Raw genomic sequence first — 23678 nt, 5'->3', positions numbered from 1 at the left:
GAATATCAGCAACTTTATATTTACGCTTTTCAATGGGGTGAGTTGCTGAATAATTTTGTGCAGTATTGATTAAATTTTCGAACCTTTTTATACAGGCATATCTTTTTTAGCGGCTTTATATAATGGATTAATAATCTTATCTCTCTATCGCCTTAAAATATGTCTGTGTTATTATTGTCTTTGAGTTGCATTTAATGTGCATAGTATTTTTGTCATTTGTGTACAGACTGGTGTGCATACCTCGCATTGTGCAGCGAGAAATTAAAGGTAACGTATTGATTTATAAACTTTGGAATAATCAAGCAAGTGATCTTTCGTGTGGGTCACCACTGCTGATAAGGATTTATTAATGCCTGTTATTACTCTTCCTGATGGAAGTCAGCGTCAGTTCGACCATGCCGTTTCTGTCATGGATGTTGCGCGCGATATTGGCGCAGGTCTAGCAAAAGCGTGTATCGCGGGTCGTGTAAACGGTGAGCTAGTTGATGCTTGTGAAATCATCGAAAATGATGCCAATCTATCCATCATCACAAGTAAAGATGACGATGGCCTTGAAATTATTCGTCACTCTTGTGCTCACTTGTTAGGTCATGCCATTAAGCAACTTTGGCCAAATACCAAAATGGCTATCGGTCCAGTGATTGATAACGGTTTTTACTATGATATTGATCTGGACTATGCGCTGACGCAGGAAGATTTGGAGAAGCTTGAAAAGCGCATGCTGGAGCTTGCCAAAACAGATTATGACGTAATTAAAAAACGTGTTTCTTGGGCTGAAGCTCGTGAAACATTTGTTGCGCGTGGTGAAGATTATAAAGTGGAAATTCTTGATCAAAATATTAGTCAAGATGATCGTCCTGGTTTATATCACCACCAAGAATATATTGATATGTGTCGCGGTCCACACGTGCCAAACATGCGTTTCTGTCATCACTTTAAATTACAAAAAGTGGCAGGCGCATATTGGCGTGGTAATAGCGATAATAAAATGTTGCAACGCATTTACGGCACCGCATGGGCAGATAAAAAACAATTGAATGCCTATTTGCTTCGTCTTGAAGAAGCCGCTAAGCGTGACCACCGTAAAATTGGTAAGCAATTAGATTTATACCATATGCAGGAAGAAGCGCCTGGTATGGCATTCTGGCACAATGACGGTTGGACTATCTTCCGTGAATTGGAAACCTTTGTACGCACTAAATTAAAAGCTTATAACTATCAAGAAGTGAAAGGTCCATTCATGATGGATCGCGTACTTTGGGAAAGAACAGGTCACTGGGAAAACTATAAAGACGCGATGTTTACAACCTCTTCAGAGAACCGTGAATATTGTGTTAAACCAATGAACTGCCCAGGACATGTGCAAATTTTCAACCAAGGTTTGAAATCTTATCGTGATTTGCCGTTAAGAATGGCGGAATTCGGTAGCTGCCATCGTAACGAACCATCAGGTGCACTGCATGGATTAATGCGCGTACGTGGTTTCACACAAGACGATGCGCATATTTTCTGTACCGAAGAGCAAATTTTAGGTGAAGTCACTAACTGCATTAAAATGATTTATGACGTTTATGCAACTTTTGGTTTCGAAAAAATAGTTGTTAAATTGTCTACACGCCCAGAGAAACGTATCGGTACTGACGATATGTGGGATACCGCAGAAGCGGATCTGGCTCAGGCATTAAAAGATCAAGGTATTGAATTTGAATACCAACCAGGGGAAGGGGCATTCTACGGTCCTAAGATTGAATTCACGCTGTATGACTGCTTAGACCGTGCTTGGCAATGCGGAACTGTCCAGTTGGACTTCTTCTTACCAGGGCGTCTCAATGCATCTTATGTCGGTGAAAACAACGAACGTATCGTTCCTGTGATGATTCACCGTGCGGTATTAGGTTCTCTTGAGCGTTTTATCGGTATTTTGACAGAAGAATATGCAGGTTTCTTCCCAACTTGGTTAGCGCCGCAACAAGTCGTTGTGATGAATATTACGGATGCTCAATCAAATTATGTTCAAGAATTAGTTAGCAAGCTACAAAGTGTTGGCATTCGTGCGAAAGCGGATTTACGTAATGAGAAAATCGGCTTTAAAATTCGCGAACACACCTTGCGTCGTGTTCCTTACATGCTAGTTTGTGGTGATAAAGAAGTTGAATCAGGTAAAGTCTCTGTTCGTACCCGTCGTGGTAAAGATTTAGGCAGCCTAGATGTTAATGAATTTACAAGCAAACTGCTGGAAGAAATTCGCAGTCGTCAGCTCAATCAGATGGAGGAATAAGGTATTAAAGGCGGAAAAAAACTCCCAACAGCACGTCCAAATCGTATTAACGAAGAAATCCGTGCAACTGAAATCCGTGTCACCGGTTTAGACGGTGAGCAACTCGGTGTAATGAGTGTTCGTGAAGCACTCGCTAAAGCGGAAGAGGCTGGTGTTGACCTAGTTGAAATTAGCCCTAATGCTGAGCCACCTGTTTGCCGAATCATGGATTACGGTAAGTATCTTTATGAGAAGAGTAAATCTCAAAAAGAGCAGAAGAAAAAACAAAAAGTTGTTCAAGTGAAGGAAATTAAATTCCGTCCAGGAACAGATGAAGGTGATTACCAAGTTAAATTGCGTAGCCTCATTCGCTTTTTGGAAGATGGTGACAAAGCCAAAGTGACATTGCGTTTCCGCGGTCGTGAAATGGCTCACCAACAGATTGGTATGGAAGTGCTTAACCGCATTAAAGCTGATCTGGATGAACTGGCGTCAGTGGAATCATTCCCTTCAAGAATTGAAGGTCGCCAGATGATCATGGTATTAGCACCAAAGAAAAAATAATTAAGTCATAATGACCAGCACCCACAGTAAAAGTGGGTGCTATACTGCCCTATTGTCATTGGCAAGGTTATTGAGTGTACCGGCGTTAATAGCCTTTTTGCCTATACGCTAGTGGTATATTGAATGACGCGATGCCACGGCAGACCAAATAACCTAAAACGTGTTTATTTGTTTATATTTCGTTCTGTTAGGCCCTATTGGTAATAACAAAAGGCAACGATTAATGCGAAAAAATTGATTATCTACTTGAGTAATCGGGCAATAAGCATTAAAATCCGCGGTCGAATCGCCATATCGGTCCGTAGAGATTGGAACCCATATAGGCAAATGAATATGACATTTTAGTAATCAACATGTTGAATATGTTACCTTTAATGATTATTGAAATGTATGCTTTAGAGAAGATTAGCAATTCTCTTTATCCAGTTGGAGGAATAAAGTATTAAAGGCGGAAAAAGAATCCCAACAGCACGTCCAAATCGTATTAACGACGAAATTCGTGTGACTGAAGTCCGTTTAACCGGTTTAGACGGCGAACAGCTTGGCATTATGAGCTTGCGCGATGCGCTAGAAAAAGCAGAAGAAGCAGGGGTAGACCTTGTTGAAATCAGCCCAAATGCCGAACCGCCAGTTTGTCGTATCATGGATTACGGCAAATTCCTTTATGAGAAGAGCAAATCTCAAAAAGAACAGAAGAAGAAGCAAAAAGTTGTTCAGGTGAAGGAAATTAAATTCCGCCCTGGTACAGATGAAGGTGATTATCAGGTCAAACTACGCAACCTGATTCGCTTTCTCGAAGATGGTGACAAAGCCAAAGTTACACTACGTTTTCGTGGTCGTGAAATGGCTCACCAACAAATCGGCATGGAAGTACTTAACCGTATTAAGGCTGATTTAGATGAGCTGGCGTCAGTGGAGTCATTCCCTTCAAAAATTGAAGGACGTCAGATGATCATGGTGCTGGCACCGAAGAAGAAATAATTAGGCCATCAAGTAGTAACTGTGCAGTAATGCACGATTATTCGCCTAATTAATTCGTAGTTTATCACAATGCGAAGTTGGAAATTAAAGAAATGCCAAAGATTAAAACTGTACGTGGCGCAGCAAAGCGCTTTAAAAAAACTGCAGGCGGTGGCTTTAAGCGCAAGCATGCAAACCTTCGTCACATTCTGACTAAAAAGTCTACTAAGCGTAAACGCCATTTACGTCCGAAAGGAATGGTATCTAAGGGCGATCTGGGTCTGGTAGTTGCCTGCCTGCCTTACGCATAAGTAAACATTGGTTAATAAGATTAAAGACGATAGGAGATAGCTATGGCTCGCGCAAAACGTGGTGTAATCGCCCGTGCACGTCACAAAAAAATTCTGAAGCAGGCGAAAGGTTACTATGGTGCACGTTCTCGTGTTTACCGCGTAGCATTTCAAGCGGTAATCAAAGCTGGTCAATACGCTTACCGTGACCGCCGTCAACGTAAACGTCAGTTCCGTCAACTGTGGATCGCGCGTATCAACGCTGCGGCTCGCCAGAACGGTCTGTCTTACAGTCGTTTCATCAATGGCTTGAAAAAAGCGTCTATTGAAATCGACCGTAAGATCCTAGCAGACATCGCCGTATTCGATAAAGCAGCATTTACTGCTTTAGTTGAAAAAGCGAAAGGCGCTTTAGCTTAATGTTTGCTTGAAAAGAGGAAGGTAACTTCCTCTTTTCATTTATGTTGTTTTATGTTACTACATTAATAGTACACATTATTTACCGAGTTAATTATATGCTAATCGTCGCTTTTCGTTTCTTCTTTTACTTTAGCACCTGAATGTCGGGGGCTTTCGCGCGTAAGAAAAGAAACTAAAAGTTACGCTAAAGCCTCCGCTAGGAGGCTTTTTTGTTTTTGATTGAAGAAAAATGCAGTAAAATCAGTTAAGTGCTTATCCATTTAACGAATGGCAAGTGATAACTTAATAAATCGGTGAATAACTAGCAAAACGACCAGAAGGTCATAAAGGGGAAACAATGCCACATCTCGCTGAGTTGGTTGCACAGGCAAAAGCAGCCATTGAACAGGCCCAAGATGTTGCTACGTTAGAGTCAGTTCGTGTTGAATATTTAGGCAAAAGTGGCCACTTCACACTACAGATGAAAACGTTGCGTGATCTGCCAGCTGATGAACGTCCAGCAGCAGGGGCTGTGATTAATGAAGCCAAAGTACAGGTACAAGATGCATTAAATGCGCGTAAAGAAGCCATGCAGGCTGATATATTGAATGCACGCTTGGCATCGGAGAAGATCGATGTCTCATTACCTGGCCGTCGTATGGAAAATGGTGGATTACATCCAGTTACCCGTACCATTCAGCGAATTGAAGAATTTTTTGGTGAGTTAGGCTTTAGTGTGGAAACGGGGCCAGAAATTGAAGATGATTACCACAATTTCGATGCCTTGAATATTCCTGCTCATCACCCAGCACGAGCAGACCATGATACTTTCTGGTTTGATGCTAAACGCTTATTGCGTACCCAGACTTCGGGTGTACAAATTCGTACTATGAACGGTCAGCAACCGCCAATTCGTATCATTGCCCCAGGCCGTGTCTATCGAAACGACTATGACCAAACGCATACCCCAATGTTCCACCAAACAGAGGGGCTGATTGTGGATAAAGATATCAGCTTTACTAACCTTAAAGGCACATTGCACGATTTCTTGAATAACTTCTTTGAAGAAGAAGTCCAGGTTCGTTTCCGTCCGTCCTATTTCCCATTCACAGAGCCTTCTGCTGAAGTGGATGTTATGGGGAAAAATGGCAAATGGTTAGAGGTGTTGGGCTGCGGTATGGTTCATCCAAACGTTCTGCGTAATGTGGGGATTGACCCTGAAGTCTACTCTGGCTTTGCATTCGGAATGGGAATGGAGCGCCTTACAATGCTGCGTTATGGTGTTTCTGATCTACGCGCATTCTTCGAAAATGACCTTCGTTTCCTCAAACAGTTTAAATAAGGCGGGACTTTCTCATGAAATTCAGTGAACTTTGGTTACGTGAATGGGTAAACCCAGCCATTAGCAGTGAAGCATTATCTGAACAAATCACGATGGCCGGTTTGGAAGTTGATGGTGTTGAACCGGTGGCAGGGCAATTCACAGGTGTGGTTGTTGGTGAAGTGGTTGAGTGTGGCCAACACCCAAATGCGGACAAATTACGTGTCACAAAAGTCAATGTGGGTGGTGAGCGTCTACTCGATATCGTGTGTGGTGCCCCAAACTGCCGTCAAGGTTTGAAGGTCGCAGTTGCAACGGTAGGTGCCGTGTTGCCTGGTGATTTCAAAATCAAAGCAGCAAAATTGCGTGGTGAGCCTTCAGAAGGAATGCTTTGCTCATTCTCTGAGCTCGGTATTTCTGATGATCATAGTGGTATCATAGAATTGCCACTTGATGCGCCAATTGGTACTGATTTGCGTGATTATTTGAAATTTGATGACCGTGTTATTGAAATTAGCATTACACCGAACCGAGCGGATTGTTTAAGTATTCTCGGTGTTGCTCGTGATGTTGCGGTGATTAATAAGCATGAGCTGATCGAACCGCAAATTAACGCAGTGAAAGTAACCACTTCAGAGACATTCCCGATCCGTGTTGAAGCACCAGAAGCTTGTCCTCGTTTTCTTGGTCGTGTCATCAAAAATATCGATGTATCCGCACCAACTCCGATGTGGATGAAAGAAAAATTACGTCGTGGTGGTGTCCGTTCAATTGATGCGGTTGTTGATATTACCAATTATGTACTACTCGAATTAGGCCAACCTCAGCATGCTTATGATCTTGACCGCTTAAACGGTGCTATCGTCGTTCGTATGGCGAAGCAGGATGAGAAGCTAGTCTTGCTAGATGGTAGTGAAGCGACACTGAAAACGGATACATTAGTCATTGCCGATGAGCAAAAAGCACTAGGTATCGCGGGTATTTTTGGTGGTGAACATTCTGGTGTTAACAGTGAAACGAAAAATATTCTTTTAGAATGTGCATTTTTCAATCCACTATCTATTACGGGTCGTGCGCGTAATTATGGTTTGCACACGGATGCGTCTCATCGTTTTGAGCGTGGTGTTGATCCTGAATTGCAATTCAAAGCAATTGAGCGTGCGACACAATTAATTTTAGATATCTGTGGTGGGGAAGTCGGTGAAATTATCGATGTGACCCATGCAGAATATTTACCAAAAGCAGCAAATATTACGTTAACACGCAATAAACTCGATCGATTGATTGGTTATGTTATTGCCGATGATGTCGTGACCGATATTTTGACGCGATTAGGTTGCCAAGTTGCGGTGTCTGAAGGCCGTTGGGATGTTGTTGCACCTAGCTGGCGTTTCGATATGCAGATTGAAGAAGATTTGGTCGAAGAAGTTGCACGGGTATATGGGTATAACAATATTCCTGATGTACCGTTACGTGCCGATCTTGTCATGACCGAACACAAAGAGGCTAAACTGCCACTTAAGCGTATCAAAGCGCTGTTGGTTGACCGTGGCTTCCAAGAGGCGATTACTTATAGTTTTGTCGACCCTAAAGTACAAGCCTTGCTTCACCCTGAACAAGAAGCGTTAGTGTTACCAAACCCAATTTCAGCGGATATGTCAGCGATGCGTTTGTCGCTGTTAACCGGACTTTTGACAACCGTCGTCTATAATCAAAATCGTCAGCAAAATAGAATTCGATTATTTGAAACAGGCCTACGCTTTATCCCTGATAATCAAGCAGAATATCAAATACGCCAAGAAACCATGCTGGCGGGCGTGATCGCGGGAAATCGATTCGAAGAACATTGGTCATTAGATAAGCAAGTTGTGGACTTCTTTGATTTAAAAGGTGATCTCGAAGCTGTTTTAGAATTGACTGGCAAACTGAATCAAATTACATTTAAACCTGAGGCACATCCAGCGTTGCATCCTGGACAAAGTGCTGGGATTTATCTGGAAAATGAACATATTGGTATCATTGGTGTTGTTCATCCTGAGTTAGAACGTAAACTTGATTTAAATGGTCGTACAGTGATTTTTGAGGTTCGCTGTGATGCGATAACAGAACGTGTAATCCCTGATGCAAAGGCGATTTCACGCTATCCATCGAACCGCCGTGATATCGCTGTTGTTGTGCCAGAAGACGTTGCCGCCGCAGATGTTCTGGCAGAGTGTAAAAAAGTTGGCATAAATCATATAGTTGGCATAAACTTGTTTGATGTGTATTGTGGTGAAGGGATAGCAGATGGTTACAAGAGTCTTGCTATCAGTCTCATCTTCCAAGATACCGCTCGTACCATGGAAGAAGAAGAGATAACCGCGACCGTTGATATGTGTGTTGCTGCGTTAAAACAGCGATTCCAAGCCTCCTTGAGGGACTAAACCTATGGCGCTTACTAAAGCTGAAATGTCAGAAAATTTGTTCGAAAAACTGGGTGTTAGCAAACGTGATGCTAAAGACCTTGTGGAAACTTTCTTTGAAGAGGTCCGCCTTTCCTTAGAAAATGGTGAGCAAGTAAAATTATCTGGATTCGGTAACTTTGATTTACGTGATAAAAATCAACGTCCCGGACGTAACCCAAAAACTGGGGAAGATATTCCAATTACTGCACGCCGTGTTGTTACTTTCCGCCCTGGCCAAAAATTGAAAAGCCGTGTGGAAAAAGCAACACCGAAAGAGTAATTGCAAACTTGCAGTGCTAATAAAAGACCGCCTAGGCGGTCTTTTGTTTTTTTAATAGCAAAGCATTATCTCAATAAATTTTATCTATCTATATTGAGGCAGAAGAGGACTTTCAGACGGTCAGTTAAAAAATCGTTAGAGGTTATTGAGAATGGATAACACGAATGTATTTATCGATATTTTAAATAGCTACCAATGGTATCGGTAGCTATAGATTTAAAGGTGCAAAAATTTATATTCAGACGTCTATCTATGCAACAATGCGCTAAAATAATGAATCGGTAATTGTGCAAGTTCTATTTGTTTGAGTTGATCAAGCGGATTTCCCGTTGTTTTAGAATAATCGGTTCTATCGAGAGTCGGGGCAAAGGCAATCGATAAATTTTCTGGGGTCATCTGGTGTTTTTCTGCATGACGGCCAATTTCGATCAGCAGAGGTACTGCTATTTGTAATATCAATGGCTGTTTTTTTAGTGGTGGCAGTGAGTCTGCAATTTTTGTATCAGAAACGGCTAAAATATGATTTTCGTTTGTTGCTAATGTTGGTTTTGTTTCAATAAAACGTTTAACGGTGGCTTTGTTTACGACGGCATCATGATATTTTGTGAAGAGAGTCGATAATGTTTTTCGTTCACTCGATGAGCCATCTAACACGTTGCCAACTAATTTTTTATATGCTGATGTTAGATCAGATACTTCAATATTATTTTGTTGAATAAAAAAGGAATCAATAGATTTATTACTAGCGAGATGCTGCAATATTATTTCAACTCTCTGTTTGTTGCCTGAGATTCGAAAGGGTCCTGTTTCATGTAAGTAATTTGGATGAGATAAAATAGCCGTACCAATCTCATTAATTTGTTGGTATTTAAGGCGATCTTCATAAGCGATACCAATATATTCATTGATAGCGCATACATTCTGTTTTTCAATCCGTTTTGCTGTTTGTTGTTGTGTTATTCTTGATTCCATCTCTTGTAATTCATCAAATGTTTTATAATGCGAAGGTGGCAACAAAGATTCTTGCTCCTGTATATCTAATCTTTTGATACTTATTGGCTCAATAGATTTATTTTTTTGTTCTATTAACTCATGCTGATATTGAGCAGGAATGCCAAAGTAACTTTTACAACAATTAATGATCTTGCGAATAGAAGCCAGAAAGCCTTTTTGCTCATGATGAAAGACGGGTTCAATCAACGATACGGGGTTATTTATTGGAGTGTTTGAAGTTTTTATAGCCATATAATACCTTATTTAATAATGATCTTAGAACTAAGCTGGAGCATAAAATCGTTGCTTTGGTTTTGCTTTCATAAAAAGCTATAATCCTTTAATCCATTGGAAAAATCAGATAATTTTTAAATGAATCAATCGGTTGAATACTTACAGGCCAAACAGCGTAAAACAGACTGCCGACGTATTGCTGTACTAGGGCTATTGCTGATAGTGATCGCACTATTTTCTCTTTGTGCGGGGGAAGTGTGGTTATGGCCTCATCAATGGCGTGAAGAGGCAGCGCAATTATTTGTTTGGCAAATTCGTTTTCCTCGCTTATTGGCTGTTATTACGATTGGTGCATCTTTGGCGGTGACGGGGGCTATTATGCAAGCCCTATTTGAAAACCCATTGGCGGAACCAGGGCTATTGGGTATCAGTAATGGGGCGGGGGTAGCAGTCGTATTGACCGTCTTATTATCCCATGGCATCACTCAGTATGGGTTAATCAGTGTTGGTGCCATTATTGGTGCATTATTATTAACCTTACTATTATCTTTTTTCGCACGTGTAAAACATTTTAATAATAGTAGCTTGTTGCTTGTAGGGGTTGCCCTTGGCGTAATATGCGGTGCCATCATGACATGGATGGTTTACATGAGTAGTAACTTGGATTTGCGTCAGCTACTTTATTGGATGATGGGCAGTTTTAGCGGTATCGATTGGCGTCAATTTGGATTAATTGTGGCATGTGCTCCTTTTTTGTTATGGGCTATTTGCCAAGGTAATACACTTAATTATTTGTCCCTCGGTTCGTTACAAGCTTATCAACTTGGTTTTTCTCATCATCGTTGGCGCCTTGTATTAATTATAGTAACAGGGGTTTTAATTGGATTGAGTGTTGCTATTGCAGGGGCTATCAGTTTTGTCGGTTTGGTGATCCCACATGTTTTACGTTTAATTGGCTTGACGGATAATCGCACATTATTACCAGGATGTGCCATTGCGGGGGCAGGCGGGTTATTATTAGCCGATATTTTGTCCCGAATATTAATTGCTAATGCCGAAGTGCCAATTGGCGTGATAACGGCAACCTTAGGAGCCCCTATTTTTATTTGGCTTTTAGCGCGTAATAACCAATGGCGATAAATATGAGCATGAATGAACAACCCACCATTGAGCTAATTCAATTTTCAATAGACCATCGACTTATCAATATTAATGAATCCGTATTTCCGGGTGAGCAAATCCATATACTCGGCGCAAATGGGGCTGGTAAAAGTACGCTGTTGAATGGGATGAGCGGTTTTTTGAATTTTACAGGTCAGTTAAATATCAATGGTAGGGCACTTAAAGAGTATCGAACTCAAGATCTACGTCAACAGCGAGCCTATTTTCCTCAGCAAGTTGCGACACAGCCTATTTTAAAGGTGTTTCAATATTTAACCCTTTTCCATTCGTCAACGGATTATCAAATTGCACTGTTTGAGGAACTATGCCGAGATTTTCAGTTAACATCGTTGCTCATGAAACCTATTGCACAACTTTCAGGTGGTGAGTGGCAGCGAGTACGTATTATTGCAACTTTTTTGCAAGTTTGGGATCGTCAAGATTTAAGTGGAAAATTTATCCTATTTGATGAGCCAACGAACAATTTGGATATTATTCAACAATCCAGATTCGATAAATGGGCGAAATATTTTTGTGATTGCCAAGGAACGGTTATAATGAGTGGTCATAACCTTAGCCACTCTTATCAACATGCCAACCGAATTTGGATGTTAAAAGAAGGTAAAATTATTTTTTCAGGTAAACCTGAGCAAGTTATGACTGAGGTTAATTTATCTGAGATATTTGCAAGTAAAATAAGTTTAATCACAAATAATGATGCCAAAAGTTGGCGAGTAATTAGTTTTGACGATGAGTAGAAAAATTGTTTTAATCGTCTGTTTGGTTATGCTTTATGTAATAATAAATGTTTTCAGGTGTTGATGTTCGGTTAAAGTAACTTTGACTAGAATACTCTCTTCTTAATAAAAAAATTAGGCTGCAAACTATATGAGCAATTTCCTTCCGTTTTCAAAACCGGCAATCGGTGACGAAGAGGTTAAGGCAGTAGAGAAAGTTCTGCGTTCGGGGTGGATCACTACGGGTCCTCAGAACCACCAGTTAGAGCAAGATTTTTGTGAGCGTTATGGTTGCAAGCATGCCATAGCATTAGCTTCAGCCACTGCGGGTATGCACGTTGTGTTAATGGCATTGGGGATTGGTCCCGGCGATGAAGTTATCACGCCTTCACAAACGTGGGTATCCACCCTCAATATGATTGAGTTACTAGGTGCGACACCGGTTATGATCGATGTCGACCGTGATACACTAATGGTGCAACCTGACGCGGTAGAAAAAGCGCTCACTGCGAAAACGAAAGCGATAATTCCTGTGCATTATGCAGGTGCTCCTTGTGATCTCGACGCTTTACGCGCTATTGCGCAAAAAGCGGGGGTTCCATTAATTGAAGATGCTGCCCATGCGGTCGGCACCCGTTATAAAGAGGAATGGGTTGGTCAACACGGCACGGCCATTTTTTCTTTCCATGCCATTAAAAATGTCACCTGTGCAGAAGGTGGTCTTGTTGTTACTGATGACGACGAGCTGGCGCAACGTGTTCGTACATTGAAATTCCATGGACTTGGTGTTGACGCTTTTGATAGACAAATGCAAGGACGAAAACCACAAGCCGAAGTGGTTGAACCCGGTCTAAAATATAATTTATCTGATATTCATGCTGCGATAGCTGTTGTTCAGTTGTCCCGTGTTGAAGAGATGAATCAACGACGCGCACAATTGGTGGCACGTTACCGTGAAGCGCTGAAAAATTCGCCATTGCAAATGCTTTCAGTTCCTGAATACCCGCATTTACACGCCAATCACTTATTTATGGTGCGTGTTGATAAAAATGTCTGTGGTATTGATAGAGATAGCTTTATGGAAAAATTGAAAGCGTATGATATCGGTACAGGTTTGCATTTCCGTGCAGCACATACACAGAAATATTACCGTGAGAAATATCCGCAACTCTCACTTGTAGAGTCAGAATGGAACACCGCGACGCTTTGTTCTCTGCCTCTCTTCCCTGATATGTCTGATGCAGATGTTGACCGGGTTGTTAAAGCGATAAATGAAATCCTTTTGGAGTCAAAATAGTGTCATTTGTAGATGAATTTGAAGAGATCAAAAAGGTCTCTGTTGTAATCCCTGTTTATAATGAAGAGCAAAGTCTTCCTCAGTTACTTGAGCGTACAATTAAATCATGTAAACAACTTACGCAAGATTATGAGTTAATTTTAGTTGATGATGGCAGTAGCGACCGTTCAGCTAAAATGTTAACTGAGGCGGCAGAAAATCCTGATAACCACGTTATCGCGATTATTTTGAATCGTAATTATGGGCAGCACTCTGCAATTATGGCTGGTTTTAATCAGGCAGATGGTGATTTAGTTATCACTCTGGATGCAGATTTGCAAAACCCTCCAGAAGAGATCCCACGTTTAGTCCAAACTGCGGCTCAAGGTTATGATGTAGTTGGTACGCGCCGAGCAAATCGTCAGGATTCTTGGTTCCGTAAAACCGCATCTAAAATGATTAATGCGATGATCACGAAAGCAACTGGCCGCTCAATGGGCGATTACGGTTGTATGTTACGCGCTTATCGTCGTCACATTATTGATGCGATGTTGCAATGCCATGAAAGAAGCACATTTATTCCAATTTTAGCAAATACGTTTGCGCGTAGAACCATTGAAATTGATGTCGCTCATGCTGAACGTGAGTTTGGTGATTCAAAATACAGCTTTATGAAGCTGATTAATTTAATGTATGACCTACTGACTTGTTTAACAACGGCGCCTCTACGTTTGTTAAGTGTCGTTGGTAGTATTATTGCAGTCGGTGGTTTCTTGCTAGCAGTGTTGTTAATTGTATTACGTCTACTCTTCGGTGCAACTTGGGCTGCCGACGGCGTATTCACACTGTTCGCCATACTGTTTATGTTTATCGGTGCACAATTTGTCGCGATGGGCTTACTAGGTGAGTATATCGGCAGAATTTATAATGATGTGCGCGCGAGACCCCGTTATTTTATTCAAAAAGTCGTCGGTGCTAGTGATAAGACTGACAAAAATCAGGAAGAAAACTAATGAAAGCTATTGTTTTTGCCTATCATGATATTGGCTGTGTAGGGCTGAAAGCGCTTAAAAAAGCAGGTTTCGACATTCAGGCAGTCTTTACTCACACTGATGATCCTAACGAAAACCACTTTTTCTCTTCAGTAGCGCGTGTCAGCGCAGACATGGAACTTCCTGTTTACGCGCCAGAAAACGTGAACCATCCACTGTGGATTGAACGTATTCGTGAATTAAAACCAGATGTGATTTTCTCATTCTATTATCGTGATATGTTGAGTGAAGAACTGTTGGCTCTCGCTCCTAAGGGTGCATTTAACCTACATGGTTCTTTATTACCTAAATACCGTGGCCGTGCACCTATTAACTGGGCGCTATTGAACGGTGAGAAAGAAACTGGCGTCACATTACACAAAATGGTTGCGAAAGCGGATGCTGGTGACATTATTGCGCAAGAAAAAGTCGCGATTACTGACACAGATACCGCATTGACTTTACATGCAAAAGTTCGTGAAGCTGCTGAAGTTTTGTTAGACAAAACATTACCATTAATTGAAGCGGGCAGCTATAAAGCGATCGCTCAAGATGAGAGCCAAGCAACCTATTTTGGTCGTCGTACTGCGCAAGATGGTTTGATCGATTGGAATCGTTCTGCAAAAGAGATTGATTGCTTAGTTCGTGCAGTGACTGAACCATATCCAGGAGCATTCACCTATTTAGGTGAGCGTAAAATGGTTATTTGGCGTGCCCGTGTATTAGATGACAATCAAGGTAAACGTGCGGGAACGGTACTCTCAAGCGATCCTCTGCGTATCGCTTGTGGTGAAGGTGCGATTGAAGTCGTTAGCGGACAAGGCGATTCCGGCTTATATATGCAAGGAAACCGTCTGGCGAACGAAATGGGCATCGTCACCGATGTTCGTGTAGGACCGAAGCCAACCGCTCAAATCAAGCGTCGTAAGCGTGTTCTGATTCTTGGTGTTAACGGGTTTATCGGTAACCATTTAACTGAGCGTCTATTGCAAGATGATAATTATGATATTTACGGTATGGATATCAGTTCATCGGCGATTGATCGTTTCATTGGTAACCCACGTTTCCACTTTATTGAAGGCGATGTCAGCATTCATACTGAATGGATTGAATATCACATCAAAAAATGTGATGTCATTTTGCCGCTGGTGGCCATTGCAACGCCAATTGAATACACGCGTAACCCACTGCGTGTCTTTGAATTAGACTTTGAAGAAAACCTGAAAGTTGTGCGTTACTGTGTGAAATATAACAAGCGTATTATCTTCCCATCGACCTCTGAAGTTTATGGTATGTGTGATGATAAAGAGTTTGATGAAGACGAATCACGCTTGATTGTTGGCCCAATCAACAAACAACGTTGGATCTATTCCGTGTCTAAACAATTGTTAGACCGAGTGATTTGGGCATACGGTGCGAAAGAAGGCTTGAAGTTTACACTATTCCGTCCATTTAACTGGATGGGACCACGTTTAGATAGCTTGAATTCGGCTCGTATCGGTAGTTCACGCGCTATCACGCAACTTATTTTGAACTTAGTTGAAGGTTCGCCAATCAAGTTGGTGGATGGTGGTGAACAAAAACGCTGCTTTACTGATATTAAAGATGGTATTGAAGCACTGTTCCGTATCATTGAAAACAAAGATGGTAAATGTGACGGTCAGATTATCAATATCGGTAACCCAACGAACGAAGCGAGCATTCGTCAGTTAGCGGAAATGTTGCTTGAAAGCTTTGAAAATCACCCATTACGTGGCCACTTCCCTCCGTTTGCGGGCTTCCGTGAAATTGAAAGTAGCAGCTACTATGGTAAAGGTTATCAAGACGTTGAGCATCGTAAACCAAGTATTGAAAATGCGCGTCGCCTGCTAGAGTGGGTGCCAACCATTGACATGAAAGATACCATTGAAGAAACGCTGGATTTCTTCTTGCAAGGTGCAGTGGAAGAATTAGGTAAGAACTAATGAAAAAAGTTGGCTTGAGAATTGATGTGGATACCTATCGAGGCACATTAGAAGGTGTACCACAGCTACTCAAAGTGCTTAAACAGCATAATATTCAGGCCAGCTTTTTCTTCAGTGTAGGACCCGATAATATGGGGCGCCATTTATGGCGCCTTTTGCGTCCTAAATTCCTGTGGAAAATGCTAAGGTCGAATGCAGCTTCTTTATATGGACTCGATATTTTACTTGCGGGTACGGCGTGGCCCGGCAAAAAAATAGCTAAAGATTTAGGCTATTTAATGAAACAAACCTTAGATGAAGGCCATGAGGTTGGATTACATGCTTGGGATCATCAAGGTTGGCAAGCTAAAGTCGCCAAATGGAGCGATGCTCAATTGACTGAGCAAGTTAAATTGGGGGTCGATGCATTGCAGCAAGCGATTGGGCAACCAGTGACCTGTTCGGCTGTTGCAGGGTGGCGAGGTGATGAGCGTGTCTTGGAAGTTAAACAAAAATTTGGGTTTCACTACAACAGTGACTGTCGTGGTAAATACCCATTTCGACCTGTTTTACGAGATGGTTCAATAGGTACAGTACAAATTCCTGTCACATTACCCACTTATGATGAAGTTGTTGGGACTGTTGTGAGTGATGAGGATTTTAATGATTTTATCCTACAGGCCATTAAAGATGATCTAGGTGTGCCTGTTTACACCATTCATACCGAAGTTGAAGGGATGTCGAAATCACAACAATTTTCACAATTATTGGAACGAATTGCCCAAGAAGAAATCCAATTCTGTACATTGAGTGATTTACTGCCAGAAGACATAAACACACTGCCTAAAGGAAAAGTGGTTCGTGCACCATTCCCAGGGCGTGAGGGCTGGCTTGGCTGCCAAGAAGAGGGATAGTATAAGCATGTTGAATAACCGAGCGAGCAAAGTAGGAGCCTCTCTGCTGGCTCTTTTTTTTATCTTAACTTATTTGCTACCGTTAAATAGCCGTTTACTTTGGCAACCAGACGAAACACGATACGCAGAAATTAGCCGTGAAATGCTGCAACGCGGTGATTGGATCGTGCCGTATATGCTGGATATACGCTATTTTGAAAAGCCTGTTGCGGGCTATTGGATTAACAATATCAGCCAAATGATCTTTGGTGATACTAACTTTGCGGTTCGTTTTGGTTCAGTATTCTGTATCTTGCTCAGTGCGCTACTGATTTATCGCATGGCAAAAATGATGTGGCGTAACAATCATGTAGCTTATGTTGCCAGCTTCATCTATGTGTCTATGTTTCTCGTATTTGCCGTAGGAACATACAGTGTACTCGACCCGATGTTATCATTGTGGATTGCGGCAAGTATGTACTGTTGCCTATGGGCGATGAAGGCGAGAGGGATAAAAGAAAAACTAGGCGCTTGGATATGCCTTGGTTTAGCGTGTGGGATGGCCTTTATGACAAAAGGCTTCTTAGCATTAGCGATTCCTGTGATTGTGATGTTACCGATTACCCTTTATCAAAAACGCTTCTTAGAGATGGTGAAGTATGGGCCATTGGCGATTATTTCCGCAGTAATCATTAGCTTACCTTGGGCACTATCTATTGCTAAGCAAGAGCCTGATTATTGGAATTACTTCTTTTGGATAGAACATATTAAGCGTTTTACCGCTGATGATGCTCAGCATATCGCCCCATTTTGGTATTACATTCCTATTATCCTGTTAGGAAGTATCCCTTGGGCTGGTCTGCTACCAGGCTCGCTAATTAAAGGTTGGAAAGAGCGTAAATCCAATCCAGATATGTTTTTCTTGTTTTGTTGGTTTATTGTGCCAGTTATTTTCTTCAGTATCTCGCGCGGTAAGCTTCCTACGTATATGTTGCCATTTATGGCTCCGCTCGCATTACTTATGGCCAAATATGGTGTGGATTGTGTGCGTAGCGGTAAAATGAAAGCTTTAAAAGCCAATGGGATCATCAATGTTGCAATTGGTGTTCTAGCAGTGATCGCAATTATTGTGGCGGGAACGGTGATTAAGCGTCCTTTGTATGAAGCGGATGAGTGGTCGAAAATGGTGCTTGGTATCGTTGCTTTCTCCATTTGGGGCATCATTGGTTACCTATGTACCGTGTTAAATGCGAAGTATTGGTTATGGGCTGCATCTTGTTCACTCGCAGTAAGCTTATGTATCGGTAGTGCTCTGCCAAACAACACCATTAATTCAAAATTGCCACAAAGTTTTATTCATAAGCATCATGATTTATTGATGGATAGCAAATACTTAATGGCAAGTAACGTTGGTATTGCGGCTGGACTGGCTTGGGAAACTAAAAACTCAAATATTTACTTGTATAATAGCAGTGGTGAATTGACTTATGGCCTAGAGTATCCAGACAGTCAACATCGTTTGGTGAAACCGGATCAATTTGCAGCTTGGCTAGCAAAAGCGCGTCAAGAAGGTCAAGTAACGGTCGTCTTCTTGCTCGGCCGTAAAGAGGGATTACCTGACATTCCTAAACCTGATGAAGTCATTAGTAATTCGCGTATTGCGATAGTGGTATATCACAAACAATGATTGCACAATTATTCCTATTGCTTTTCGTCAGCGTACTAACGTGTCTTGGGCAAATTGCACAAAAACAAGCCGTTGTCTGCTGGCAAGGTGATAAACATAATAAAACAGCAGCAGCCATTCGTTGGCTGCTGCTAGCAGTATTGATGCTTGGGTTAGGTATGTTGTTTTGGTTAAAACTACTGGAAAGCATGCCACTCAGTATTGCTTACCCTATGCTCAGTATTAATTTTGTGTTAGTTACCTTAATTGGCCAATTTGTTTACCATGAACCTACAGGTCTTAATCATTGGTTAGGGGTAGCGGCAATTATGTTTGGTATTTTCTTGATGAGTATAAGTGGATGAATAAAGGCTATTTTTGGGTAATAGGTAGCGCACTATTAGTCACGATTGCACAATTAAGCTTAAAAGCTGGCGTTGTGGGATTGCCTTCATTTACTTTAGGCTGGCATTGGTTGCAGCTCGAATGGTTAATCGCCAATGTGGTTAATCTGAGTATTGTATGCGTTGGTTTAGTTTGTTATGCCTTATCGATGCTGTGTTGGCTATTGGCATTAAAATCAATTCCACTTAATAAAGCCTATCCATTGATTAGCTTAAGCTATGTTTTTGTTTATCTATTAGCCGTTATTTTGCCTTGGTATAATGAGCCTGCGACATGGCTAAAAGCAGGGGGAATTGCTTTTATTATTCTGGGCGTCTGGTTGATTAGTCGACCTGTGAAAGCAAAGTCTCAATAATAGAATGAGGTAGTTTAAACTTCTGATTATTTATTTTTCATCTTTCAGCGGCTATGATAATAAATTAAACATGTCACTGATTTATTCACAGGGTGCAGCATGATAATAAAATGGCAGTATCTACCATTATTGTTTTCATTGGTGTTAATCGGCTGTTCGTCTACATCGGTAAAAAAGACGCCGCCCCCGCCATTAAAAACACAATTATCGGATCCCATTATGACAATTGCTCAACTTAAGGAGCAATTACAACAGTGGTATGGCACGCCTTATAACTATGGTGGGATGAGTCAAAGCGGTATTGATTGCTCTGGTTTTGTTTATCGAACCTTTAATGATCGTTTTGCCATTCAATTACCCCGTACCACGATAGATCAAACCCGATTAGGTACCCGTATTGATAAATCAGATTTAATGCCAGGTGATTTGGTTTTTTTCAAAACCGGTTCAGGTGAAAATGGCTTACATGTTGGGATTTATGATACAGATAATACCTTTATTCACGCTTCAACCAGTAAAGGTGTCATCCGTTCTTCAATGGATAACGTCTATTGGCGAAAAGTGTTTTGGCAAGCTCGCCGCATCTGATTTCATTGTTATTGCCTCATTTTTATCTTCATTTATGCTATCTTAAGAGCAAATTTTGCTTTTAAGGTAGCACTATGTCTAGCTTACGTTTATTGATATCTGAATCGTTCGATCCTTGGTTTAACCTTGCTGTAGAAGAAACTATTTTTCGCCAAATGCCAGCAGACCAGCGGGTCATGTTTTTATGGCGCAATGCGGATACCGTCGTCATTGGACGCGCGCAGAACCCATGGAAAGAATGTAACACGCGTCGTATGGAAGAAGATAATGTCCGCTTAGCTCGCCGTAGTAGTGGAGGAGGGGCTGTTTTTCAGGATTTAGGCAATACCTGTTTCACCTTTATGGCGGGCAAACCTGAATATGATAAAAGTATATCGACAAAAATTATTGTTGATGGTTTGATGCGTGTGGGGATCGACGCTGAAGTTTCTGGACGCAATGATTTAATCTTAAATACGATTGATGGGCCGCGTAAAATCTCCGGCTCAGCGTACCGTGAAACAAAAGATAGAGGCTTTCATCATGGCACTTTATTAATTAATTCAGATTTAAACCGTTTAGCTGATTACCTCAATCCCGATCCCAAAAAATTACAGGCGAAAGGGATCACCTCGGTTCGCTCACGAGTGGCTAATTTGTGCGAATTGGTCGCGGATATTAGCCATGAAAAGGTGTGTGAAGGCATTATACAAAGTTTCTTCGATTATTACGGCGTAACTGTTGACGCTGAATTTATTTCCCCTGAAAAACTGCCAGATTTACCCAATTTTAGTGACACTTTTGCGAAACAAAGTCGTTGGGAGTGGAATTTTGGGCAAGCCCCCGCTTTTACTCACTACAGTGATACTCGTTTCCCTTGGGGAGGTATTGAGTTTCATTTTGATATCGAGAAAGGGGTCATTAAACGTTGCCAATTTTTCACGGATAGTCTTGAACCATCACCGTTAGAATGGCTTAGTCAGCAGTTGAGCGAACAAGTTTATCAAACTGACACTGTCCGTAAACTGATTGTACAAATGCGTCAGATGTGGCCTGAACTGGCTGAACAAATTTCAGACCTAGAAGGTTGGTTAATACACGAGTTAAGCTAAATAAAATTCACCTTTCGTTAACGGTTACTTAGCCATTGAACCTAAATAGATGGAGGCTAAGTAACAGTTAACGTTATTTATTTTCCTTGAATATTAATTGCATCATCCATTCTAGCTTCGAGTGTTTCACTTAAGCCAAAATCTTCTTCATCGCTCTCTGGAGTAAATAAATGATAGCTTTCCTTTAAATGTGGGTTAGAAATACCAAGCCAACTTGCTAATCCATTAATAAACATCATGCCTGATTTTTTAGCGATAATATATTGTGTCGATACCTGATCTGAAGAAAGCTGAATTAAAGGTACGCGATACGCATATTTCGTTTTTCCATGCATAATTTTTATTTGTTCTTCTGTGTCTTGATGAGAAAGACCATGGTCAGCAAAATAAATCACTGAGAATGTACGATCTTTTTGTTTGTATTGCTTTTCTAGTAATGAGTAAATTGCCTCAATCACTTCATCTGTTTTATTGATGCTAGCGACATAACACGAGATATTGTGATATTTAATATCTTTAGTGGTAAACGGATTATCATAGTCCTCAATTCTGCCACATGGGTTCGGGTGAGAGCCATAGAGATGTATAATAAAAAGCCTTTTTTGCTTTTTTTGAGTCGGGCTAGTCAATTCTTTTTTAAAGAGAGGGATCAGTGAAAAATCACTCTCATCATTAGAATTAAATGCGCCAAGTTTATTAAATCTTTTGACATCGGCATGTTTTGCGATAAACGTAATCGGTGTATCATGTTGACCAATATAACCTTGATTAGATATCCAGTATGTTTTAAAACCTGCTGATTTAGCTAATCCAACAATATTAAGTCCGTAATTTGGTTTAACTGTTTCTTTATCCGATAACGTTAGCATTAACCGCAATGAACCAATGGTGTTGTTATCTGCGCTGTTTAAACCATCAATAATGGTACTATTCACGCGATTCAAAAATGGCGTATTGTTTATCGGGTATCCGTAAATTCCCATATAATCACGGCGCACACTTTCACCAATGATTAACACATAATCATCATAATGTTGGTTATTATCTAATGTCGATTTTCCCCACTCACTAGATTTAGTAAAATCACGTAGTGTGATAATTTCTTCTTTCACCTTGGTGGCAGATTCATAAACGTTATAGAAATATTCAAATGGAGATTGATTAATCAAGGCGATTATGACTAAAACAATCATTAATGTTTTGTTGCGATAGTAATTAATATTTAGCTTAGAGCATAATTTTTTAAAGGCTAAAATACCAATAATAATTAATATGGCATAAAAATAATTTACTATTGAAATCTGTGTAAAAAATTCAATCCCTTCGATCGCATCGGTTGCAATAACCGATGCAAAATATTGATATGTCGGTTTATCAAATGTTAAGCCAATGGGCGTATAAATTGCATACAGAATAGCAATTGGTATTCCTATCCATACATAGGCTTTCTTGGATGCATAGAGAATAATATAAAGAGCACAAACGAGAGTAATATCTCTAGGGGTTGGATGGGCGTAGCCTGATCCCTTCAACATTAATTTAGATGAAATAATAAGTATGATAAGAGGGATAATGTAGATAAGTAAGTTTTTTATTTTTACAATCTTATCTTGTAACTTATTTTTATACCATTCAGATAATCTGGGGTGTTTCACAAATAGCCTTTAAAATATACTTAAGAGTGACTTAATTATAACGCTGTAGAATAATTGAAAGAAGGTTATTGCTTTTTTTGTAGAATGTCAAAAGATCATAGCGAGCGTTTTATTTAAAAAGAAAGCGAACTTAAGCGATTATTGGAACGAACGTAATAGTAGCAGGCGGAAATTTTTCTCTTTTTAAAGAAAGATTCAACGTTAGTGTGGGGCTGACGTGGTATAAAAAAGAGCCGGTATTTACCGGCTCGGACATAGACTTCAATGTTTAGGGAATGAAAAAATTGTTAAGGGGATTAATAATACTCAACTATATAACTGAAATTTACTTAGCTATTACAATTGCAAGACATAAAGGTTTTACACTCAGGCATTTGACCACTTTGGCGAAATTTTGCTGGAGTGATATCAAAATGTTTTTTAAATATACGTGTGAATGTCGCTTGTGAGCTAAAGCCATACTGTAGAGCAATATCTAAAATAGGTAGATTACCATCACGTAATGATTTTGCTGCTTCGAGTAAACGACGTTTACGGACGTATTCGCCAAGCGTGCAGCCTTTCATTTCTTTGAAAACACGCTGTAAATGCCATTTAGAATAACCACTTTTATCGGCAATAGTGTCGATTTTGATGCCTTCATTGCGTTGTAACTGACTTTCCAGCCATTTAACAATATCGTTGACTACACTCTCAGACATATTTACCTCCCACTGCTATGGGTTATTGTTCATTAATAACTAATAATAACTAAAGAAATTAGTATCTATTCTTCCTATTTTTCCGATATATCGATAGGCATAACGTGCTTTTTTTTAATGAGAATAATAATAACTTCGATAGTTTTTACCAATCGGTCAATTTTATACATACATTAGTGTATGTTATTTATTATTTCAAATCAATATGATATGAGTTGTGTGTTTTATTTTAATCAATCTGTATCCTTATCTGACCCCTTATTCAAATTTTTTGTCGGAAGCATTCGAAATTATTAACCAAGTAAAATATTGAAAAATTAATTTTGCTTAAATCTGTAGTGAGACGCGATTTTAACCATCAATCGTTAGGAAATACCGAGCTAATAGTGATGAATGTAAATGCTTTATAATTTTTATTTTTCAATGTTATTAAC

22 protein-coding genes and 1 other annotated feature are annotated in these 23678 nt (G+C 40.4%); of the genes, 19 read left to right on the top strand and 3 right to left on the bottom strand.

The window, feature by feature from the left end:
• Positions 1-349: 349 nt before the first annotated feature.
• The 8 genes from thrS to ihfA all read left to right on the top strand — a co-directional run bounded on the left by thrS (position 350) and on the right by ihfA (position 8515).
• Positions 350-2278 (top strand): threonine--tRNA ligase, encoded by a 1929-nt coding sequence (gene thrS, locus ACWPW6_RS11335; protein WP_163862056.1) that lies wholly within the window; start codon positions 350-352, stop codon positions 2276-2278.
• A gap of 3 nt (positions 2279-2281) precedes the next feature.
• Positions 2282-2821: a translation initiation factor IF-3 gene (infC, locus tag ACWPW6_RS11330; protein WP_163863604.1), complete on the top strand. Its 540-nt coding sequence runs from the start codon at positions 2282-2284 to the stop codon at positions 2819-2821.
• A gap of 441 nt (positions 2822-3262) precedes the next feature.
• Positions 3263-3802 carry a translation initiation factor IF-3 gene (gene infC / locus ACWPW6_RS11325; RefSeq protein ID WP_163863602.1) on the top strand — a complete coding sequence of 180 codons (540 nt, stop codon included), beginning with the start codon at positions 3263-3265 and terminating at the stop codon, positions 3800-3802.
• Between the two features lie 92 nt (positions 3803-3894).
• Positions 3895-4092: a 50S ribosomal protein L35 gene (gene rpmI, locus ACWPW6_RS11320; protein ID WP_004263702.1), complete on the top strand. Its 198-nt coding sequence runs from the start codon at positions 3895-3897 to the stop codon at positions 4090-4092.
• A 42-nt stretch (positions 4093-4134) separates the two neighbouring features.
• Positions 4135-4491 (top strand): 50S ribosomal protein L20, encoded by a 357-nt coding sequence (gene rplT / locus ACWPW6_RS11315; protein WP_004263714.1) that lies wholly within the window; start codon positions 4135-4137, stop codon positions 4489-4491.
• An 89-nt stretch (positions 4492-4580) separates the two neighbouring features.
• Positions 4581-4705 (top strand) — a sequence feature (Phe leader region).
• A 123-nt stretch (positions 4706-4828) separates the two neighbouring features.
• On the top strand, positions 4829-5812 hold the full coding sequence (gene pheS / locus ACWPW6_RS11310; protein WP_154623356.1) for a phenylalanine--tRNA ligase subunit alpha: 984 nt from the start codon (positions 4829-4831) through the stop codon (positions 5810-5812).
• A gap of 14 nt (positions 5813-5826) precedes the next feature.
• Positions 5827-8214 (top strand): phenylalanine--tRNA ligase subunit beta, encoded by a 2388-nt coding sequence (pheT, locus tag ACWPW6_RS11305; protein WP_249998871.1) that lies wholly within the window; start codon positions 5827-5829, stop codon positions 8212-8214.
• 4 nt (positions 8215-8218) lie between these two features.
• Entirely contained in the window at positions 8219-8515 is a 297-nt protein-coding gene (gene ihfA / locus ACWPW6_RS11300; RefSeq protein ID WP_004263721.1) for an integration host factor subunit alpha, read from the top strand.
• Positions 8516-8761: 246 nt separating this feature from the next.
• On the opposite strand, the gene ACWPW6_RS11295 is transcribed toward ihfA, so the two are convergent.
• A complete protein-coding gene (locus ACWPW6_RS11295; RefSeq protein ID WP_249998869.1) occupies positions 8762-9760 on the bottom strand; it encodes a Rho GTPase-activating protein in 999 nt (332 codons plus the stop codon).
• 120 nt (positions 9761-9880) lie between these two features.
• Between ACWPW6_RS11295 and btuC the strand changes: the two genes are divergently transcribed.
• The 11 genes from btuC to ACWPW6_RS11240 all read left to right on the top strand — a co-directional run bounded on the left by btuC (position 9881) and on the right by ACWPW6_RS11240 (position 20888).
• Positions 9881-10882, top strand: a complete 1002-nt coding sequence (btuC, locus tag ACWPW6_RS11290) for a vitamin B12 ABC transporter permease BtuC (RefSeq protein ID WP_196713014.1) — start codon at positions 9881-9883, stop codon at positions 10880-10882.
• 2 nt (positions 10883-10884) lie between these two features.
• Positions 10885-11661: a vitamin B12 ABC transporter ATP-binding protein BtuD gene (locus ACWPW6_RS11285; protein WP_231131755.1), complete on the top strand. Its 777-nt coding sequence runs from the start codon at positions 10885-10887 to the stop codon at positions 11659-11661.
• Positions 11662-11791: 130 nt separating this feature from the next.
• Positions 11792-12937 (top strand): UDP-4-amino-4-deoxy-L-arabinose aminotransferase, encoded by a 1146-nt coding sequence (gene arnB / locus ACWPW6_RS11280; protein WP_154623360.1) that lies wholly within the window; start codon positions 11792-11794, stop codon positions 12935-12937.
• Positions 12937-13929, top strand: coding sequence for an undecaprenyl-phosphate 4-deoxy-4-formamido-L-arabinose transferase (arnC, locus tag ACWPW6_RS11275; RefSeq protein ID WP_163862047.1), 993 nt, complete (start codon positions 12937-12939; stop codon positions 13927-13929). Before arnB ends, arnC begins: the two co-directional genes overlap by 1 nt.
• Entirely contained in the window at positions 13929-15911 is a 1983-nt protein-coding gene (gene arnA, locus ACWPW6_RS11270; protein ID WP_154623361.1) for a bifunctional UDP-4-amino-4-deoxy-L-arabinose formyltransferase/UDP-glucuronic acid oxidase ArnA, read from the top strand. Before arnC ends, arnA begins: the two co-directional genes overlap by 1 nt.
• On the top strand, positions 15911-16804 hold the full coding sequence (gene arnD, locus ACWPW6_RS11265; RefSeq protein ID WP_154623362.1) for a 4-deoxy-4-formamido-L-arabinose-phosphoundecaprenol deformylase: 894 nt from the start codon (positions 15911-15913) through the stop codon (positions 16802-16804). Before arnA ends, arnD begins: the two co-directional genes overlap by 1 nt.
• A gap of 7 nt (positions 16805-16811) precedes the next feature.
• Entirely contained in the window at positions 16812-18470 is a 1659-nt protein-coding gene (gene arnT / locus ACWPW6_RS11260) for a lipid IV(A) 4-amino-4-deoxy-L-arabinosyltransferase (protein ID WP_163862041.1), read from the top strand.
• Positions 18467-18814, top strand: a complete 348-nt coding sequence (arnE, locus tag ACWPW6_RS11255; RefSeq protein WP_154623364.1) for a 4-amino-4-deoxy-L-arabinose-phosphoundecaprenol flippase subunit ArnE — start codon at positions 18467-18469, stop codon at positions 18812-18814. The genes arnT and arnE overlap by 4 nt, the downstream gene beginning before the upstream one ends.
• Entirely contained in the window at positions 18811-19209 is a 399-nt protein-coding gene (arnF, locus tag ACWPW6_RS11250) for a 4-amino-4-deoxy-L-arabinose-phosphoundecaprenol flippase subunit ArnF (RefSeq protein ID WP_196713016.1), read from the top strand. The genes arnE and arnF overlap by 4 nt, the downstream gene beginning before the upstream one ends.
• Positions 19210-19308: 99 nt before the next feature.
• Positions 19309-19797 carry a C40 family peptidase gene (locus ACWPW6_RS11245; protein ID WP_154623366.1) on the top strand — a complete coding sequence of 163 codons (489 nt, stop codon included), beginning with the start codon at positions 19309-19311 and terminating at the stop codon, positions 19795-19797.
• Positions 19798-19871: 74 nt separating this feature from the next.
• Positions 19872-20888 carry a lipoate--protein ligase gene (locus ACWPW6_RS11240; protein WP_249998867.1) on the top strand — a complete coding sequence of 339 codons (1017 nt, stop codon included), beginning with the start codon at positions 19872-19874 and terminating at the stop codon, positions 20886-20888.
• A 77-nt stretch (positions 20889-20965) separates the two neighbouring features.
• Here ACWPW6_RS11240 and ACWPW6_RS11235 read toward each other — a convergent pair whose 3' ends face one another.
• Complete coding sequence (locus ACWPW6_RS11235; RefSeq protein ID WP_249998866.1) at positions 20966-22543, bottom strand: phosphoethanolamine transferase; 1578 nt, start codon at positions 22541-22543, stop codon at positions 20966-20968.
• A 329-nt stretch (positions 22544-22872) separates the two neighbouring features.
• Positions 22873-23244: a helix-turn-helix domain-containing protein gene (locus tag ACWPW6_RS11230; protein ID WP_154622097.1), complete on the bottom strand. Its 372-nt coding sequence runs from the start codon at positions 23242-23244 to the stop codon at positions 22873-22875.
• Positions 23245-23678 lie beyond the last annotated feature (434 nt).

Source organism: Providencia sp. Marseille-Q8014 (assembly GCF_965112055.1).
The sequence above is the reverse complement of the archived record's forward strand: the minus strand, read 5'-3'. Positions and strand labels throughout refer to the sequence as shown.